This is a genomic window from Pseudomonas sp. GW823-FHT02F05 (assembly GCF_058797315.1).
In genome coordinates this window covers 105627-124439 of the sequence record NZ_JBXAJM010000013.1, presented here as the reverse complement: position 1 = coordinate 124439, position 18813 = coordinate 105627, and the positions used below count along the sequence as shown (strand labels likewise).

The following is an 18813-nucleotide window of genomic DNA, read 5'->3' as shown; positions in this document are numbered from 1 at the left end:
CGCTCCTACAGTGGTTTTGATGCAAATACCTTGGTAGTTCAGGCGCACCGAGTCGATGCCATCGCAGGCAAGCCAGCTCTCACATGGGTTGGCAGGGCATCAGTTGATTCAATGTCGGCTGTCAGGCCGTCACGGGAGCAAGCTCCCTCGCCACAGTGACCGGGTCAGTCTCAACTGACAAGCGTCAGGCTTGCACCGCCAGCTTGCTCGACAGCGCTTCGGCCACGGCGCTCGATTGTGGCGAGTTGTTGGATAGCCCAGGGCGGGCGAAGATGCTGGCCGTGTGGCATTTGTAGGCGATTGCCAAGACTACGGTGGATCGCTCTCTGTAGGAGCGAGCGTGCTCGCGAAAAACTCACAGGCGCCGCGTTTATTCAGAAAGCCCGCGTTATCGTTGAGGTGTTTCGCGAGCAAGCTCGCTCCTACAGTGGTTTTGATGCAAATACCTTGGTAGTTCAGGCGCACCGAGTCGATGCCATCGCAGGCAAGCCAGCTCCCACATGGGTTCGCAGGGCATCAGTCGAATCAATATCGGCTGTCAGGCCGTCACGGGATCAAGCTCCCTCGCTACAGTTACCGGTCAGTCTCAACTGATAAGCGTCAGCTTGCCCGCTATGGTGATATCTCCATCGAGGACCACTATCGCGGAGAAACCCGTTCCCATCTCGCAGGCATTCAGACACCGATACCAGCATCTCAAGTTCTGGGCAGACTCGCCGCGTGAATAAATGCCTCATCCAAAGTACTGCCGCCGTACCTGCTTAAAAATCCCTCGGCATTGGAAAACCGATTAAAGCGTTGTTGGCTTAGCATGTAAAAGTCATCGCAGTGAGTGACGATCTCGTCAATGTTATGCGACGACACAAGTATCGCCACACCTTCCGCCGTCGCTCCCTCCAAACACCGCCAAATGTGGTAACGGAACTCCGGGTCAACGCCTGCAGTGGGCTCATCCAAAATCACAAGGTCTGCGTTAACGGACAATAACGACAAGGTGAAAAACCAACGCTTTTCGCCATAGCTGCAAAGGGATGATTTCTTCTTCCAGATTTCGCAATAGCGTTCAGCAATACCAGGGCTCCACTTTTCAATTTTCTCCAAGGCGTGCCGCTGGGTAACGCGCGTATCGGAGCAAAAAAGCATCATCATGTTAAAAACATCGAACATTCGAAATACTGGAGGCGTGGCGATGATCTGTGAAAGGTAAAGTAGCTTGGAAAATGAATGTTGCACTTCACCTCCATTCATTTTCTTCAGGCCACAGATCACGTCAAAAAACGTAGTTTTTCCGGAACCATTAGGCCCCAACAAACCTATCATTGTGCCGGCCTCGACTTCCAATGAGGCACTCTTGAATAAAATATGCTGACCGTACCTAACGTCCAGTGCATCCACGATTAGCCGTTTCATCAGTACCGACTCCAAACGGGGTTGATGAGTAAAAATCGGAACACAAACCACCCTGTGACAATGATCATTCCTAAAATCGACGCTACCAATGTAGCGGACCCGGTCACCCCCACCAACATCAGGCGATTGGCCCACCCCATCGGATTAAAAAGATCGATTACGTTAAATAGTGAATACGAGGTGCTAAGGCTACCGATACCCAGCGCCAACATAGAGACTGATAATATGGAGAAAAGAGTATTAGTATTTTGAAAGCCTATGGGCACCAGCGTCAACAATAAGGATGGCGTAGAAAAAAGCAAAAAACACATATAGAAACGACCAACAATAACCAACCACTCTTCCAAGGCCATCAAACCAAAATAGCCCCGCGTCAGCACATAAAATACCGAACAATAAATCAGCGACATAAATGAGTACGCTAAAAACTGCCCAGCGAGAAAGGTGATCTTAGTACGTTTTGTATACACAAAGGAGCGCAAAAAACCACTTTCTCTTCGCCCTACTATATAAAACGCCAAACCAAAAAGTGCCACGCTTGAAGAAATAAAAGCGTAAAACCATGAAGTGGCAGATGCGTAGTCACGTAAAGATTCTCCGCCAGTGTACCCAGCGTAAGTAATCAAGTAGAAGGTTACCACTGGGGATATTACGATCCACAATAGGGCGACCGGCTCTTTCAGTTGTTCCTTAATAAAAAGCTTTGCCAGCAAGAAAGGCTTAGATAATGGGTAGATATGCATAGCTCACCTCATGAAATGGCACCATTTTATCCAAGCGAGACAAAAACAAAAAATGCAAACTGAAGTACCACCCATAATCCAGTAGACAAAAAGAAACTTGCAACAAAAGCAATTTACCCTTGTAGGAATTCGGTCACACCCAATTAAGAACTTTCACTCATTAAAATCAGAAAACCAACAATTGTCATAAAGAAGACACAATGAATGAACTTTCACACACCAAATTATTTCCTCATAAAATAACATCTTAGAAGTTGCCAACTTCGGAATTCAACAACCCTTCCCTGGCGAGTTCTCCATAGGAAGCGACGTAAAATTACAAATAAAAAGGTAATAAATCCGACAAGTGGTCCGCCGAGTTAGCGCCTTCAAACACTTTAAAAGGCCAGCAAGCCGTGTCCCTCGTTTAGACACGGCGGGTGTCGTCTCCTATCCAAGGCGGAGCTACAACATGAATAAAGTCCTACCCGATCCACCCCTCGATCCCGCAAAAGACCGTGGCACATCCAACCGCGCCATCGACGACCTGGTTTGAAGATACCTTGCTCTACACCGCCAGCTTGCTCGACAGCGCTTTGGCAACGGCGCTCGATTGTGGTGAGCTGCTGGATAGCCCGGGGCGGGCGAAGATCCTGGCGGTGTGGCATTTGTTGGAGATTGCCAAGACGACGGCAGATCGCTCTCTGTAGGAGCGAGCTTGCTCACAAAAAACTCACAGGCGCCGCGTTTATTCAGGAGGCACGCGTTATCGTTGAGGTTTTTCGCGAGCAAGCGCGCTCCTACATTGGTATTGATGCAAATACCTTGGTAGTTCAGGCGCACCGAGTCGATGCCATCGCAGGCAAGCCAGCTCCCACATGGGTTCGCAGGGCATCAGTTGGATCAATGCCGGCTGTCAGGCCGCTTTCGCGAGCAAGCCGCTTCCACCGCAAGCTCCCCTCACCACAAGTCAGCTAAATCCGTCGACGGCGGTTGAGTTGGGGGATGGCGGCTTGGGGAGCTTCCACGCGCGGGACCTGCACCGCCGTTTTCGCGGCAAGTTGTGCCAGCGTGGGCTGGCTGAACAAGGTGCGTGCGTCCACGTCCAGCCCGGCCTTGCGCAGGCGGGCTACCAGGTTCACTGCCAACAGGGAGTGCCCGCCCAGTTCAAAGAAGTGGTCATGGCGCCCTACCCGTTCGAGCTTCAACACGTCAGCCCAGATCCCGGCCATCAGGGTTTCCACCTCGCCCACTGGCGCTTCGTAGGCTCGGCTAAGCACGGCCTCCAGCCCTGGCGCCGGCAGGGCCTTGCGGTCGAGTTTGCCGGCGGGGTTGAGGGGCAGTGCGTCGAGTTGCACGAAGGCGGCCGGCACCATGTATTCCGGCAGGTGCTCCAGCACATGGTCACGCAAGGCTTGCAGGCTCGGCGCCTGGCCGCGCAGGGTGAAGTAGGCCACCAGGCGCTCATCGCGAATCAATACCGCCACCTCGTGCAGCGCCGGGTGGGCGGCCAGGTGTGCTTCGATCTCTCCCAGCTCCAGGCGCACACCGCGAAGTTTCACTTGAAAGTCGTTACGCCCAAGGAATTCAAGAGTGCCGTCAGGCAGGTAGCGCACCAGGTCGCCGGTGCGATACAGGCGGTCGCCGGGCACGAAGGGGCTGTCGATGAAACGTTCGGCGGTCAGCTGTTCCAAGCCCAGGTAACCACGGGCAACGCCGACGCCGCCGATGTGCAGTTGGCCGCTGATACCCATGGGCACCGGCGCATCATGAGCGTCCAGGACATACAGGCGGGTGTTGTTGATGGCGCGGCCAATCGGCAGTTGCAAGGCGGGCACCGGCGCGCCGGGTTCGAGGGTCCAGGCGCAGCTGTCCACCGTGGCTTCGGTGGGGCCGTACACGTTATGCAAGCGCACCGTGGGCAAGCGCGCCTGCACGCCACGGGCCAAGGCGGCGGTGAGTTCGCCGCCGCCGCACACTATATCGGTGAGGCTGGTGCACAGGGCCGATTCGTCCAGGTCCAGAAACTGCTGCAACATGGCGGGCACGAACTGGATCACCCTGATCTGCTGCTCACGAATTACCTGAGCCAGGTACGCCGGTTCACGGTGCCCATCGGGCCGCGCCAACACCAGGCGCATGCCGTTGCTCAACGGCCAGAAAAGCTCCCACACAGAACCATCGAAGCTGAACGGCGCGCGCTGCAACAAGGCGCCGCCTTCGGCGTTCGGGCACAGTTGCGAGCCCCAATGCAACAGGTTGCCCAGGCCACGGTGCTCGATCATCACACCCTTGGGCGTGCCGGTGGAGCCCGAGGTGTACATCACGTAGGCGAGATTGGCGACGCTCAAGCCTGGCACGCTTGGATTGTCGATCGGCGCCTGATTCCAGGTGCAGTGGTCGAAGTCGATCAGCGGGATCGAGACATCGCCCACCCCTTCGCGAGTGGCAGCTTGTACCAACAGTGCCACTGGCTGGCTGTCTGTGAGCATGTAGGCCAGGCGCTCGCGTGGGTAACCTGGGTCGAGCGGCACATAGGCGCCGCCCGCCTTGAGAATTCCCAATAAGCCCACCACCAAGTCCAACCCACGCTCCACGCACAACGCCACCCGCGAGTCCGGTTGTACGCCGTGCTCACGCAAGTGAAAAGCCAGTTGGTTGGCACGTTCGTTGAGTTGGCGGTAGGTCAATGCGTGCTGACCCGCCTGCACCGCAATGGCATCGGGGTTTCGCCGCGCATGGGCTTCAAACAGCGCTTGCACGGTCAGCGTTTGTGGGTAGTCGGTGGAGGTTGCGTTGAAGTCCACCAATAGAGTTTGCAACTGGCTCGCGGGCAGCACCTGCACACCGCGCAGCGGCATATCCGGCGTGCTTTCCAATGCGTCCAGCAGGCCGTTCAGCGCGGTGTCGAAGTAGCTCAAGACAGGTTCAGCGCCCACTGTGTCCGGGGCCATGACCTTGAGCCGGAAGCCGCTGGCCGTGTCGTCCACCGTGAGCATCAACGGGTAACTGAGGATGTCTTCACTGCTAAGCAAGGCAATGCCCGGCACAAGGTTCAGTCCAGGGTCCGCCGAGGTGTGACGATAGTTGAGCAAGCTGTTGAACAGTTCCGGCACGCCGCTGCGACGCTGGGCCAACGCCAGGGACGCCTGTTCATGGGCGAGCAAAGCGCTCAGTTGCGCGTGGGTGTCGTGCAGCGCATCCGCCACGGTTTTCCCGGCCAGGCGCAGGCGCAGCGGCAAGGTGTTGATAAACATGCCCAGGGCCCGCTCGGCCCCCTCGCCGGCTTGCAAGCGGCCGAGCAGCACGGTACCGAACACCACATCTTCGCGGCCGGCGACACGGCTGAGCACCTGAGCCCAGGCCAGGTGGAAAAGGCTCGCGGCACTGACCCCCAGGGCTCGTGCCTGGCTGCGCAGGCGCAGATTGAGCGCGTCGCTGAGCGAGCGCTGCGCCTCTTCGGTCTCGGCACGCAGGGCCTGACGCTTCTGTAGGCCGAACGCCAAGGTCGGCTCATCGACATCCGCCAGACGCTCTCGAAAGAACGCCTCGTGCGCCGCCTGGCGAGCCGTTGAGCGGGCCTTCGCGACCATGTTGCGATAAGGCACGGGCACAGGCAGTTGCGCCTGTTGCCCCAGCAGATGGGCACGAATCTCGTCCACCAGCAGCGTGGTCGACGTGGCATCGTTGACCAGATGATGAAAGCGCAGCCTGGCGACCCAGCGCTGGTGCTGGGGCTCCTCGACGTAATCCATGGCCATCAGCGGCGCCTGGCGCAAGTCCAGGGGTTGCGCCGGTTCGCGCAGCACTTCAACCCGCAGCTGCGCCTGGCGCCACACCACCTGCATCGGTTGTTCGAGGGCATCCCACACCAGGCTGGTGCGCAAAATATCGTGGCGATCAATCACCTGTTGCAGGGCACTGGCGAAGGCATCCAGCTGCTCGCGGCGCGCGAAGCTGAACAGCGCTTGTTGCTGGTACGGGTCGTGCGCGTCGGTGAGGTGGTGGTAGAGCAACCCTTCCTGCAACGGCGCCAGCGGATAGATATCCTGCACGTTGGCGGCGCCGCCAGGGATGCCGGCGACGATGCGGTCGAGGCTGGTTTGGTCAAGTTCGGCAAGAACGAGCAAATCCTTGGTGATATGGGTGCAACCGGCCGGGATTCGATTGGCCGGCACCGCCTGTTCGTGACCGACACACGCCGCCGCCAGCGCCGCCAGGGTGGGCTGGCCGAACAGCACTTGCACATCGGCGCGCAGGCCGGCCTCGCGCATGCGCTGCACCAGTTGCACCGCCAACAGCGAATGCCCGCCCAGCTCGAAGAAATGGTCATGGCGGCCCACTGGCTGCACATTCAGCAACTCGGCCCAGATCTGCGCCAGTGTGGTCTCCACGCCCTCTTGTGGCGCTTCGAAGCGGCGGGTGATAAAGGCTTCCTGGGTCGGTGACGGCAAGGCTCGGCGGTCGAGCTTGCCGTTGGCGGTGAGGGGCAACGCGTCGAGGCACACGTAAGCCGCCGGCAGCATGTAGTCCGGCAGCGAGGCTTGCAGGTGAGTGCGCAGCACTTCGATTTCCACAGGCTGACGGGGCACGAACCACGCCCATAATTGCCCGTCGCGAAACTGCACCACCGCGTCCTGAAGCGCCGGATGGCTGGCCAGGGCCGACTCGATTTCCCCCAGTTCGATGCGCACGCCACGGATTTTTACCTGGTCGTCATTGCGCCCCAGGTAGTCGAGATTGCCGTCTGGCAGCCAGCGCGCCAGGTCGCCGGTGCGGTACATGCGACCGCCGCTGAAAGGGTCGTCGATAAACCGTTCGGCACTCAACTCGGCACGGTTCAGGTACCCCCGCGCCACGCCCTTGCCGCCGACATACAACTCCCCCGCCACGCCAATCGGCACCGGGCGTTGCTGCGCGTCCAGCAGGTAGACGCGGGCATTGGCGACCGGCGCGCCGATATGCAACGGCTGGCCCACCTCAACGCGCCCCGAGGTCGCCACAACGGTGGCTTCGGTGGGGCCATAGTTGTTCACCACCGCAAACGTCTGCGCCTGGGTGAAGGTGCGCAGGCGGTCGCCGCCGATCAGCAAGGTGCGCAAGGTGGGATGCCCCAGCCCCTGGCTGAACGCATATTCGGCCACAGGCGTGGGCAGGAAACACACATCCAATGGTTGCGAGCGCCACCAGCCGAGCAACGCGTCGATATCTTCCGCGCCTTCATGGGCCGGTGGCAGGTGCAAGGTCGCCCCCACGCACAACGCCGGCCAGACTTCCCAGGCCATGGCATCAAAACCGAAGCCGGCGACGCTGGCAGTGTGGCTGCCCGCATGCAGGTCGAACGCTTGGCAATGCCAGTCCACCAGGTTCGACACGCTGTGATGTTCGACCATCACACCCTTGGGCAACCCAGTGGAACCCGAGGTGTAAATCACATAAGCCAGGTTCGACGGCGTGACGGCAACCTGAGGGTTACTGTCGATGGATGCGCTGCCAGGCTCCAGCGCGATCACCGGTACCGTCGAGACGGGCAGACGCTGGCGTAAATCGCGCTGAGTCAGGATGGCCGCAGGCGCGCTGTCGTGCAGCAGGTACTCCAGGCGTTCGCCGGGATGGGCCGGGTCCAGCGGCACGTAGCAGGCGCCGGCCTTGAGGATCGCCAACAGCCCCGCCAGGGTGTCAAGGCCACGCCGGGCCAGGATCGCCACACGGTCATCGGGCTGTACGCCGAATGCCACCAATTGATGGGCCAGTGCATTAGCCTGGCGGTTGAGTTGGGTGTAGCTCAGTGAGCGGTCCTGATACACCGCCGCAATCGCGTGGGGCGTGCGTGCGGCCTGGGCCTCAATGCGCTGGTGCAGGGTTTGCGGCGTAGCGTTGGGCTGCGCGGTGGCGTTCCAGTGCAGTAGTCGGGCCTGCTCCTCGGGCAGCAGCATGCAAAACTCGCCGATGGTCAGCGCAGTGTCCTCCAGCCCCTGCTCCAGCAGCCCGATGAAACGCTGGGCCAACGCCTGCACATCGTGCGCCTGGAAATACGCCTCGTTGTAGACGCAATGCAGCCACGCATTGTCCTGGTAACGGTTGCTGCGCAAGTGAATGGCGAGCGGTAGCGCTTCATGGTGATTGGAGACTTTGATCGCGCGGGCCTGGACCTGACCGAAGCGCAGGTCGTGGTCGTCCTGCTCGAACGATACCGACACGTCGAAGAGTTGCCCGCGATCTGTTCGGCGCAAGCCCAGCTCGCGGTTCATCTCACTCAACGGGAAGCGCTGATGACGAAAATCCTGCTTGAGCTGATCACGGATGCCCCGTACCAGAGCACCGAAAGACACGCCCTCGTTGAACGCAAAACGTACCGCGCTGACCTGGGTGAAGAGGCCCACAGTGGCGCGAAAACGCGCGTTGGAGCGATTGAGAATCGGCAGGCCCACTCCCCATTCCTGCCGTTGGCTGGTGCGGGTGAAATACACATACATCGCCGCCAGCAACACATGAAAGGCCGACGCCTGGTAGTGGTTGGCAACCTGTTCCATGCGGCTCTGCAACTGCACCGGAAAGCCTTGCACCCAGGTGTTGCTCGACGTCTTGGTGTTGTGCCTGGGGCTGAGCAGCGGCTCGGGCAGCACCTGGTATTTGCCCAGCCAATAATCACGGTCGCGGGCGTAGCGGGCCGATTGCAGGTAGCGTTGGTCGGTGTCGATAAAGTCAATGTAGGACGGCGCCAGTGGCTCGGTGGCGTGCCCCTGCTCTAGGGCGCTGTAGAGCTGCGCGAGGGATTGCAGCATCTGGCCGAAGCCCCAGCCGTCGAGGATCAGGTGATGAGCCTGGGTACCGAGGCGGTAGTGATCATCATCAAGTTTGACCAGGAAAAAACGGCACAGTGGCTCGCCGCTCAGGGCGTAGGGCCGAGCCATCTGCGCCTGCATCAAGGTTTGGCTTGCCGCGGATGGGTCGGGCAGCGCGGAGAAATCATGCAGCGCCATTTCCACCTTCAGCTCCGGGGCGAATGTTTGCCCAGGCAGGCCATTGGCGTCGGTGTGCAGTTGGGTGCGAAGTGCATCGTGACGGGCCACCAGCAGTGCGACAGCATGCTGCATGCGTTCGGGCTCGACGGTGCCGGCAAAATCCAGATAGCCGCCAATGTTGTACAGCGGCGAATCGCCCACGCGCAGTTGGTCGAGCCAAATGTCTTGTTGGGCGCCAGTGAGGGGGAAGCGGGCCGGCTGGCTGGAGGAATACTGCATAAGATCCTTCTCATGGGGGTCAGGCACTGGCCGCGCAGAGGTGGCCCATTACGCCGAAGTTGCCGGATTGGAGCATGGCCGCCGAGGGGTGTCTGACACCCGAAACCCGGACATTCAAATGGATGGATAGGCCTTGATCGAAGGTTCATGGCTGAAACGATTAAAGCGTTGTAGGAGATTGGCTACAGCTCATCCATGCCGAGCCTCTGGATAACCCCTTTATTTTAATAATTCATCATTTACATCAATAAGTTAACTAAGACTAAAAATAACTTACACCTGTACGTAGCCGGCTTAGTTCCCGAGAAACGTCGGATTAATGGCGCAGCTTTTATGGCAGCTTGTGTCCCTCGTTTCCGCTACATACGTAGGACAAATCCCTATGGCTAAATAAAATCTCGAACGCCGAGTTACGTTCAAGCAGTACGGAGTGCCCTGCACAGGCCCTGGGCAACCGTTGACGGTTTTCGACATCAAGGATGAGATGGCTATGAGTCTGACCCCAAGTATTGGCGACACCTGCGGCCCGCATTTTTATGCCGAAATGGGCGAGTTGATTTCAAACAGCGGCGACGAACATTTCGCCGCCACGATGTTGCAGCTGGTGGGCAAGTGGGTACCGATTCACCTGGTAGACCTCAGCGAATGGACCCTGGATGAACTGCGCGACCGCGTGCTGGACATCAAGTTACTGGGCAGCGCCGGGGTGAAAAAGGATTTGTCGGTGCCCCAGACCTTGCATGCGCTGAACGACCATCCGTTGCTGCAGCAGATGCTGCACATGCAAGACCCGCTGCTGATCCAGATGAACGCCAAGGCCAACAGCGCGCATCCGCGCGGCACTTCGCACCAGTGCAACCTGGTATCGCGCCAGGGCAATCGACGCTGTGTGATTTCGTTCTATCGCCCGCCGACCCAGCAGGGGTTCTCCCTGGCTGAGTTGTCGTTTCTCAAGTGCTTGTCGGACACGCTGTTGCCGTTGATGGAACGGCACGCCCAGAGCCTGCGCCAGGCGCCGCACGCCGAGACTGAGCCGGCCCATACCCTGTTGGAACAATCGCAGTTGCAGCGTGAGTTCTACAAACGCTTGTCTTTGAGCGACATCACCCTTTCGGCGCGGGAACAGGAGGTGTGCCTGGGCCTGCTGACCGGCGGTACCGTGCCGCAAATCGCGGAGAAACTCAGTGTCAAAAACAGCTCGATCGAGACCTACCTCAAGCGCGCCGCCGCCAAGCTGGGCGTGAGCGGCCGGCATGGCCTGGCCAAATGGATGGTGGGCGCCTGATGAGCACACGAGCACTGTGCACCGTCGGCATGGCCTGGATGCTCGGCGGTTGCTCGCTGATTCCCGAGTACCAGCGACCAGCCGCGCCGACGCCTGCGCAGTACCCCCAAGACGGCGTATACCGCCTGGCGCAGGCCGGCACCCAGGCGCAAAATCCGGACTGGCAGCAGCTGTTCCGCGACCCGGCGCTGCAACAGCTGATTAATGATGCACTGCTCAACAACCGCGACCTGCGAGTGGCGGCCCTGAATGTGCAAGCGTTCCAGGCCCAGTACCGAATCCAGCGCGCGGATCTGTTCCCGGCGATCTCTGCCACAGGCGCCGGCAAGCGCCAGAAGCTGCCGGGGAGCGTGACCGGCACCGGAAAGTCAGTGATAACCTCCAATTACTCCGCCACCTTGGGCCTGAGCGCTTACGAACTGGATCTGTTCGGCCGCGTGCGCAGCCTCAGCGAACAGGCGCTGCTCACTTACCTGGGCACCGAACAAGCGCGGCGCAGTACGCAATTGAGCCTGGTGGCCAACGTCGCCAATGCCTACCTGACCTGGCGCGCCGATCAGGAACTGCTGGCCCTGGCCGAGCAAACCCTGGTCGCCAACGACCACAGCTGGCAATTGACCAGCCGCAGTAAAAGCGCAGGCAAAGCCTCGGCGCTGGACGTGGTGCAAGCGCGCACAGCAGTGGAAAGTACCCGCGCCAGCGTAGCCCGCTATGAACGCCAGGTGGCCCAGGACCTCAACAACCTCACGCTGCTGGTGGGTGGCCCGGTGGATGAACACCTGCCTGCGCGCCCATTGGCCGACGATCTGGTCGCCCGCGTGCCCGCCGGCTTGCCCTCGGACCTGCTGCAACGCCGCCCGGATATCCTCCAGGCCGAATACCAACTGCAGGCGGCCAACGCCAATATCGGTGCGGCCCGTGCTGCGTTCTTTCCTTCCGTGACCCTGACGGCAAACGCCGGCAGCACCAGCAAGGAGCTGTCGGGGCTGTTCAAGGGCGGCTCGGGTAGCTGGACCTTTCAGCCGCAGATCAACCTGCCGATCTTCAACGCCGGCAGCCTGCGCGCCAGCCTCGATTACGCCAGGCTGCAGAAGGACATCACGGTGGCCCAGTACGAAAAATCCATCCAGGGCGCCTTCCAGGAAGTTGCCGACGGCCTCGCCGCACGCCAGACCTTCAACGACCAACTGGCGGCGCAACGGGATTTCGTCGCCGCCAACCAGAACTACTATGACCTGGCCGAGCACCGTTACCGCAGCGGCGTGGACAGCAACCTGACGTTCCTCGATGCGCAGCGTTCGCTGTTCAGCGCGCAACAGGCGCTGATTGTGGACCGGCTGGCGCAGTTGGTCGCCGAGGTGAATTTGTATACCGCACTGGGTGGCGCCTGGGATATCAGCGCAACCCCGACTGCCGCAGCCGGTACTCCCCCGGCGTCATCTGTGCATAGCGCAAAAAAAACCGGCTGAAATACGCAGGGTCCTTGAACCCCAGCTGGTAGCAGATTTCATTCGCGGAACTGCCGGTAAACAACAGCAGGCGCTTGGCCTCTTGCATCAGCCGCTCGAGGATCAGGCGCTTGGAGGGCAGGTCGGCAATGCGTCGGCACACTTCATTGAGCCGCGCCTGGGTCACGCCAATACTCTCGGCATAACGCGCCAACGGCCAGTGTTCCAGGTAGTGGGCTTCGATCAGCTCGTTGAAACGATGGAAGATGCGCAGGTCTTCGTGGGCTGTCGGGCGTGCCGGCTGGGCGTGGGCGCACAGGCGCAGCAGGCGGATCATGATCAACCGCGTCAGGCTGTCGAGGGCGGCGGCGCGCCCTGCCCGTTCGGCGTTGATCTCACTGCACAGCGCCTCGAAGAGTTGTTCCAACCCCTCAGCGTCGCCAGTCAAGGCCACACATGCGGCGCCGGAGGCAAGGCTGGGGTCGGCGTCGATCAATCCCCATACAAGTTGCTGGCGCACCGTCAGCACATGCCCGTCGGCATCGGCTTCGGTGACAAACGCGTGGGCCACCGTGGGCGGCGTGAGAAAAAACATCGGTCCCGATTCAACGTACTGGCGGTCATCCAGATACACCCGCACTGCACCACTCTTGACGTAATGCACCTGGAAAAACCGGTCATGGCGATGCACCGCCATATTGCGCCCGAAAAACCCCGCCAGGTTGCCGAGCTTGTCGTAATGCACCTCGGCGTCGCTGTAGCGCTGGTCGTAGACCTGCCCGATGTTGATGTTGGGAATCGGCTTCACGGGGCTCTCTTCTTGTTGTTGTGAGGCCAGCGCAGTGTGCCACGCTTGACGGTAGTTAACATATTAATTATAACGTTAACAACTTAACGAACGGCCTGTGCAGCCGTCGTCACCGCCAGGAGAAACGCATGAGCCGAACCCTGCATGATGTTGCCAGCGGCACCCTGTTCGGCGTTGCGCTGAACTACCAGGGCCTGCTGGACCAGCATCTCGCCGCCTTCCAACAGCCGCCCTACCAGCAGCCGCCGACCAAGCCGGTGCTGTTTATCAAAACTCCCAACACCCGCAATGCCCATGGCGGCGTAGTGCTGCAGCCTGCGGGCGAGCGCCTGCAGCCGGGCCCGGCGCTGGGTGTGGTGATCGGCCAGCGCGCCAGCCGTGTCAGCCTGGAGAACGCCATGGCGCATGTGGCCGGGTATGTGGTGGTGAATGAATTCAGCCTGCCGGAAGACAGCTACTACCGCCCCGCCGTCAAAGCCAAATGCCGCGATGGGTTTTGCGCCCTGGGCCCGCAGTTGGTGGCGCGGGATCAAGTGGCCAACCCCAATCAATTGAGCCTCAAGCTGTTCGTCAATGGCGAGCTGCGCCAGGAAAGCTCTACCGCCGATTGGGTACGCGACATCCCGCAATTGATCGCCGAGATCAGCGAGTTCATGACCCTGTACCCCGGCGATGTACTGATCACCGGCACCCCGCCAGGCCGCGTGGATGTGCAGCCAGGCGACCAGGTTGAGGTCGATATCACCGGCATTGGCCGCCTGAGCAACACCATTGCAGCGGAGGCATCGGCATGAAACGCGCACGTATCCACTTTGAAGGTGCAACCCACAACGTATTGGTGCAAGCCGACTGCAGCGTGCGCCTGAAGGATGGGCGGTTGCTGGCCGAAGACCAGGTGCAATGGCTGCCACCCGCCACCGGCAACATGTTCGCCCTGGGTTTGAACTACGCCGACCACGCCGCCGAACTGGCCTTTACGCCGCCGACCGAACCGCTGGCATTCATCAAGTCGGTGGGCACTTACACCGGTCACCGCCAAGTCAGTTGGCGCCCCGACAACGTCGCCTACATGCACTACGAGTGCGAGCTGGTGGCGGTGATCGGCAAGACCGCGCGCAACGTCAAGCGCGCCGACGCCCTGGACTACCTGGCCGGTTACACGGTGTGCAACGACTACGCGATCCGCGACTACCTGGAAAACTACTACCGCCCCAACCTGCGCGTGAAAAACCGCGACGCCACCACCCCGGTCGGCCCGTGGATTGTCGACGTGGCCGATGTGCCCGACCCAGGCAACCTGAAATTGCGTACCTGGATCAACGGCGAACTGCGCCAGGAAGGCAGCACGAAAGACATGATTTTCGATATCCCCTACCTCATCGAATACCTGTCCAGCTTCATGACCCTGCAACCGGGCGACATGATCGCCACCGGCACGCCCGAGGGCCTGGCCGATGTGGTGCCGGGGGATGAGGTAGTGGTGGAAGTCGAAGGCGTGGGCCGCCTGGTCAACCGTATCGTCAGTGAAACGGAGTTTTTCTCCGAGCGCAAAGAGGCTTGAGCACCATGATCAAACACTGGATCAACGGCCGTGAGGTCGAAAGCAAAGACACCTTTATCAACTACAACCCGGCCACCGGCGAGGCCATCGGCGAAGTCGCCAGCGGCGGCGCCGAAGAAGTCGCGCAAGCCGTAGCGGCGGCGAAGGCGGCGTTCCCCAAGTGGGCCAATACGCCGGCCAAGGAGCGCGCGCGCTTGATGCGCAAACTGGGTGAGTTGATCGAACAGAACGTGCCACACCTGGCCGAGCTGGAAACCCTGGACACCGGCCTGCCGATCCACCAGACCAAGAACGTGTTGATCCCGCGTGCCTCGCACAACTTCGATTTCTTCGCTGAAGTCTGCACCCGCATGGACGGCCACACCTACCCGGTGGATGACCAGATGCTCAACTACACCCTGTACCAGCCGGTGGGCGTGTGCGGGCTGGTATCGCCGTGGAACGTGCCGTTCATGACCGCCACCTGGAAGACCGCGCCGTGCCTGGCGCTGGGCAATACGGCGGTGTTGAAGATGTCGGAACTGTCGCCGCTGACCGCCAATGAACTGGGGCGCCTGGCGGTGGAAGCCGGGATTCCCGACGGCGTGCTCAATGTGATCCAGGGCTACGGCGCCACCGCCGGTGATGCACTGGTGCGCCACCCGGATGTACGGGCAATTTCCTTTACCGGCGGCACCGCCACCGGTAAGAAAATCATGCAGAGCGCCGGCCTGAAAAAGTACTCCATGGAACTGGGCGGCAAGTCGCCGGTGCTGATTTTTGAAGACGCCGATCTGGAACGCGCCCTCGACGCCGCGTTGTTCACGATCTTTTCCCTCAACGGCGAGCGCTGCACCGCTGGCAGCCGCATCTTCATCCAGGAAAGCGTCTACCCGCAATTTGTCGCCGAGTTCGCGGCGCGAGCCAAGCGCTTGATCGTCGGCGACCCCCAGGACCCGAACACCCAGGTCGGCTCGATGATCACCCAGGCCCATTACGACAAGGTCACCGGCTACATCAAGATCGGCATGGACGAAGGCGCCACGCTGCTGGCTGGCGGCCTGGAACGCCCGGCCAACCTGCCGGCGCACCTCAGCCGCGGCCAGTTTATCCAGCCGACGGTGTTTGCCGACGTGAACAACCGGATGCGCATCGCCCAGGAAGAAATCTTCGGCCCGGTGGTGTGCCTGATCCCGTTCAAAGACGAAGCTGAAGCGCTGCAACTGGCCAACGACACCGAATACGGACTGGCCTCCTACATCTGGACCCAGGACATCGGCAAGGGCCACCGCCTGGCGCGCGGTATCGAAGCGGGCATGGTATTTATCAACAGCCAGAACGTACGGGATTTGCGCCAGCCGTTTGGCGGGGTCAAAGGCTCGGGCACTGGGCGTGAAGGCGGCCAGTACAGCTTCGAAGTGTTTGCCGAGATCAAGAACGTGTGTATTTCCATGGGCAGTCATCACATTCCGCGCTGGGGCGTGTAGCCCAGGCTCAAACAAGCCTCCTGTGGGAGCCGGGCTTGCCCGCGATGCAGACACCGCGGTCCTTCAGCCGTACCGAGTCGATGCCATCGCAGGCAAGTCAGCTCCCGCAGGGACCTCAACGGCCTTACAAGAATAATTATTCAGGAGAGTCATCATGGGCGAAGTGGTTCTGGCAGCGAAGATCTGCCACGTACCGTCGATGTACCTGTCGGAACTGCCCGGCAAACATCACGGCTGTCGCGAAGCGGCGATTGCCGGGCACAAGGAGATCGGCCGGCGTGCCCGCGAACTGGGGGCCGACACTGCGGTGGTGTTCGACGTGCACTGGCTGGTCAACAGCGGCTACCACGTCAATTGCGGCGAGCAGTTCCAGGGCACCTACACCAGCAACGAACTGCCGCACTTCATCAAGAACATGGAATACGCCTACCCCGGCTGCCCTGAACTGGGTGAGCTGATCGCCGCCGAAGCCAACCTGGCTGGCGTGCGCAGCATGGCCCACAACATCCCGAGCCTGGAGCTGGAATACGGCACCCTGGTGCCCATGCGCTACATGCACATGGGCGTGCCCGACGCAGAGAAATTCAAGGTCATTTCCATCGCTGCCTGGTGCGCCTGGCATCGCCTGGAAGACAGCTTTGCCTTCGGCGCCGCCGTGCGCCGGGCGATCGAAAAGAGCGACCGCAAGGTGCTGGTGCTGGCGTCCGGCTCGCTGTCCCATCGGTTCTCGGACGACCGCCAGGCTGAGGCGAATATCCACAACTGGACCCGCGAATTCGACAAGCAGGTGGACCTGCATGTCGTGCAAATGTGGAAGCAAGGTCGCTTCAAGGAGTTCTGCGCCATGTTGCCCGACTACGCCGAACATTGTTTTGGCGAAGGCAAGATGCACGACACCGCCATGCTCCTGGGCCTGCTGGGTGGGCCGGACTATGCCAAGCCGACCGAGATCATCACGCCGCCGTTCGGCAGTTCGGGCACCGGCCAGATCAACGCGATTTTCCCGCTTTAACCCTGGGAGAACACCATGCCGCACTTTATCGCTGAGTACACCGACAACCTCGAACAGCAGGCCGATTTGCCCGGCCTGTTTGAAAAAGTCCACCGCGTGCTGGGTGACAGCGGTGTGTTTCCATTGGGCGGCATTCGCAGTCGCGGCGTGCGCCTGGACACCTGGCGCATGGCCGACGGCAAGCACGATTATGCCTTTGTACACATGACCCTCAAGGTCGGCCATGGCCGCGACCTGGCGACGCGCGAAGCAGTCGCCCAAGCGGTGTTCGCGGTGATCACCGCACACTTCGCCGAGCTGCAGGCGCAACGGTTGTTGGCGCTGTCGTTCGAGATGATCGAGCTGCACCCGCAGCTCAACTTCAAGCAGAACAATGTGCATGCGTTCCTGAACAACCCGGCGAACTGAAACGGCCCCGCCCTCCCTGTAGGAGCGAGCTCGCTCGCGAAAAACCCACAGGCCCCGCGGATCACCGCCAGCGCTGCGTTTTCGTTAACGTTTTTCGCGAGCAAGCTCGCTCCTACAACAAAAAGAACAACATCATGAGCACAGCCCATTCCACTGCAAGCCTGCAGCTTGCCGAGCACGACCGCACCCATCGTTTGGTGACCTGGCGCCTGATGCCCTTGTTGCTGGTGTGTTACCTGTTTGCCCATCTGGACCGCATCAACATCGGCTTTGCCAAGATGCAGATGAGCAGCGACCTGCACTTCAGCGACACCGTGTATGGCTTCGGCGCCGGCCTGTTCTTCATCGCCTACGCACTGTTCGGCGTGCCCAGCAACATTGCCCTGGACCGCGTCGGGCCACGGCGCTGGATCGCCTGCCTGATGGTGGTGTGGGGCCTGCTCTCCACCGGCATGTTGTGGGTGGAGAGCGCGCGCGGGTTCTACGTGCTGCGCTTTCTGCTGGGTGTGGCCGAGGCCGGGTTTTTCCCGGGGATCCTGGTATTCCTCAACCGTTGGTACCCGGCACGCCGTCGTGCCCAGGTCACTGCCTTGTTTGCCATTGCGGTGCCCATGGCCGGAGTGCTGGGCGGGCCGATTTCCGGGGCGATCCTGGAGAACTTCCACGACGTCGGCAGCCTGCGCGGCTGGCAATGGATGTTCCTGATCGAAGGCGCGCCCGTGGTGCTGCTGGGGCTGGTGGTACTCAAGTGGCTGCCGGACAGTTTCGAGTCGGTGCACTGGCTGACTGCCGAGCAAAAACAGCAATTGCACACCCAACTGAGCAACGAGGAACAGCGCAAGACCATCACCTCGTTCGGCGGCATCCTGCGTGACCCGCAGGTGTGGCTGCTGGTGGCCGTGTACTTTGCGGTGATGCTGGCGGTCAACACCCTGGCGTTCTGGATGCCCACCCTGATCCACGGCGCCGGCATCGGCCGTGACAGCCAGGTCGGCTTGCTCAGCGCCGTGCCGTACCTGGCCGGCTGCTTCTTCATGCTCGGCTGCGGGCGCTCGTCCGACCGCCACCGCGAACGCCGCTGGCACCTGTGCGTGCCATTGCTGATGGCGGCGCTCGGCATCGCCGTCGCGGGCCTGGCGCCCGCCAATGCGCTGCTGGTGATGGGCGGGCTGGTGGTCGCCGGCATGGGCGCCAGTGCCGCCCTGCCGATGTTCTGGCAACTGCCACCGGCGTTTCTCTCCCACACCACCCAGGCGGCGGGCATCGCCATGATCAGCTCGTTCGGCAGCATCGCAGCGTTCCTCGCGCCCTACCTGATCGGCTGGATGCGCGACGCCACCCAGAGCGCCAGCCTGGCCCTGTACGTACTCGCCCTGTTTATCGCCCTCGGTGGTTTGCTGGTGCTGCGCACCCAGGCCGCCATCGTCAACCCACACTAGAGACCGTTGC

12 protein-coding genes and 2 pseudogenes are annotated in these 18813 nt (G+C 60.8%); 10 read left to right on the top strand and 4 right to left on the bottom strand.

Translation table 11 applies throughout. The features are described 5' to 3' along the window. Positions 1-191: 191 nt before the first annotated feature. Positions 192-296 (top strand): annotated as a pseudogene (locus tag AC1RAC_RS16925) (DUF6124 family protein); the annotation flags it as partial. A gap of 400 nt (positions 297-696) precedes the next feature. On the opposite strand, the gene AC1RAC_RS16920 reads toward AC1RAC_RS16925, so the two are convergent. Both AC1RAC_RS16920 and AC1RAC_RS16915 read right to left on the bottom strand, forming a co-directional pair. After that, positions 697-1410, bottom strand: coding sequence for an ATP-binding cassette domain-containing protein (locus tag AC1RAC_RS16920; protein ID WP_089042199.1), 714 nt, complete (start codon positions 1408-1410; stop codon positions 697-699). Beyond that, positions 1410-2153 (bottom strand): hypothetical protein, encoded by a 744-nt coding sequence (locus AC1RAC_RS16915; RefSeq protein WP_054917470.1) that lies wholly within the window; start codon positions 2151-2153, stop codon positions 1410-1412. Before AC1RAC_RS16915 ends, AC1RAC_RS16920 begins: the two co-directional genes overlap by 1 nt. Positions 2154-2604: 451 nt before the next feature. Between AC1RAC_RS16915 and AC1RAC_RS16910 the strand changes: the two are divergent. After that, positions 2605-2842: pseudogene (locus AC1RAC_RS16910) on the top strand (DUF6124 family protein). A 264-nt stretch (positions 2843-3106) separates the two neighbouring features. Here AC1RAC_RS16910 and AC1RAC_RS16905 read toward each other — a convergent pair. After that, the gene (locus AC1RAC_RS16905) at positions 3107-9376 is read right to left on the bottom strand and encodes an amino acid adenylation domain-containing protein (protein ID WP_492616794.1); all 6270 of its coding nucleotides are present in this window, start codon (positions 9374-9376) and stop codon (positions 3107-3109) included. Positions 9377-9866: 490 nt separating this feature from the next. Between AC1RAC_RS16905 and AC1RAC_RS16900 the strand changes: the two genes are divergently transcribed. Beyond that, positions 9867-10661, top strand: a complete 795-nt coding sequence (locus tag AC1RAC_RS16900; RefSeq protein WP_034128181.1) for a helix-turn-helix transcriptional regulator — start codon at positions 9867-9869, stop codon at positions 10659-10661. Further along, the gene (gene adeC / locus AC1RAC_RS16895) at positions 10661-12130 is read left to right on the top strand and encodes an AdeC/AdeK/OprM family multidrug efflux complex outer membrane factor (RefSeq protein ID WP_492616793.1); all 1470 of its coding nucleotides are present in this window, start codon (positions 10661-10663) and stop codon (positions 12128-12130) included. The genes AC1RAC_RS16900 and adeC overlap by 1 nt, the downstream gene beginning before the upstream one ends. Here the strand turns inward: adeC and hpaA are convergent. Continuing rightward, entirely contained in the window at positions 12057-12917 is an 861-nt protein-coding gene (gene hpaA / locus AC1RAC_RS16890; protein ID WP_054917478.1) for a 4-hydroxyphenylacetate catabolism regulatory protein HpaA, read from the bottom strand. The genes adeC and hpaA overlap by 74 nt on opposite strands. 128 nt (positions 12918-13045) lie before the next feature. Here hpaA and AC1RAC_RS16885 point away from each other — a divergent pair, with 128 nt between their 5' ends. The 6 genes from AC1RAC_RS16885 (at position 13046) to AC1RAC_RS16860 (ending at position 18803) form a co-directional block, all read left to right on the top strand. Further along, on the top strand, positions 13046-13711 hold the full coding sequence (locus AC1RAC_RS16885; RefSeq protein WP_492616792.1) for a fumarylacetoacetate hydrolase family protein: 666 nt from the start codon (positions 13046-13048) through the stop codon (positions 13709-13711). After that, entirely contained in the window at positions 13708-14478 is a 771-nt protein-coding gene (locus tag AC1RAC_RS16880; RefSeq protein WP_492616791.1) for a fumarylacetoacetate hydrolase family protein, read from the top strand. The genes AC1RAC_RS16885 and AC1RAC_RS16880 overlap by 4 nt, the downstream gene beginning before the upstream one ends. A gap of 5 nt (positions 14479-14483) precedes the next feature. Further along, the gene (gene hpaE / locus AC1RAC_RS16875) at positions 14484-15944 is read left to right on the top strand and encodes a 5-carboxymethyl-2-hydroxymuconate semialdehyde dehydrogenase (RefSeq protein ID WP_492616790.1); all 1461 of its coding nucleotides are present in this window, start codon (positions 14484-14486) and stop codon (positions 15942-15944) included. A 154-nt stretch (positions 15945-16098) separates the two neighbouring features. Then, a complete protein-coding gene (gene hpaD, locus AC1RAC_RS16870; RefSeq protein ID WP_259038737.1) occupies positions 16099-16956 on the top strand; it encodes a 3,4-dihydroxyphenylacetate 2,3-dioxygenase in 858 nt (285 codons plus the stop codon). A 15-nt stretch (positions 16957-16971) separates the two neighbouring features. Beyond that, positions 16972-17364: a tautomerase family protein gene (locus tag AC1RAC_RS16865; RefSeq protein ID WP_105227272.1), complete on the top strand. Its 393-nt coding sequence runs from the start codon at positions 16972-16974 to the stop codon at positions 17362-17364. A gap of 134 nt (positions 17365-17498) precedes the next feature. Further along, a complete protein-coding gene (locus tag AC1RAC_RS16860; RefSeq protein WP_492616789.1) occupies positions 17499-18803 on the top strand; it encodes an MFS transporter in 1305 nt (434 codons plus the stop codon). Positions 18804-18813 lie beyond the last annotated feature (10 nt).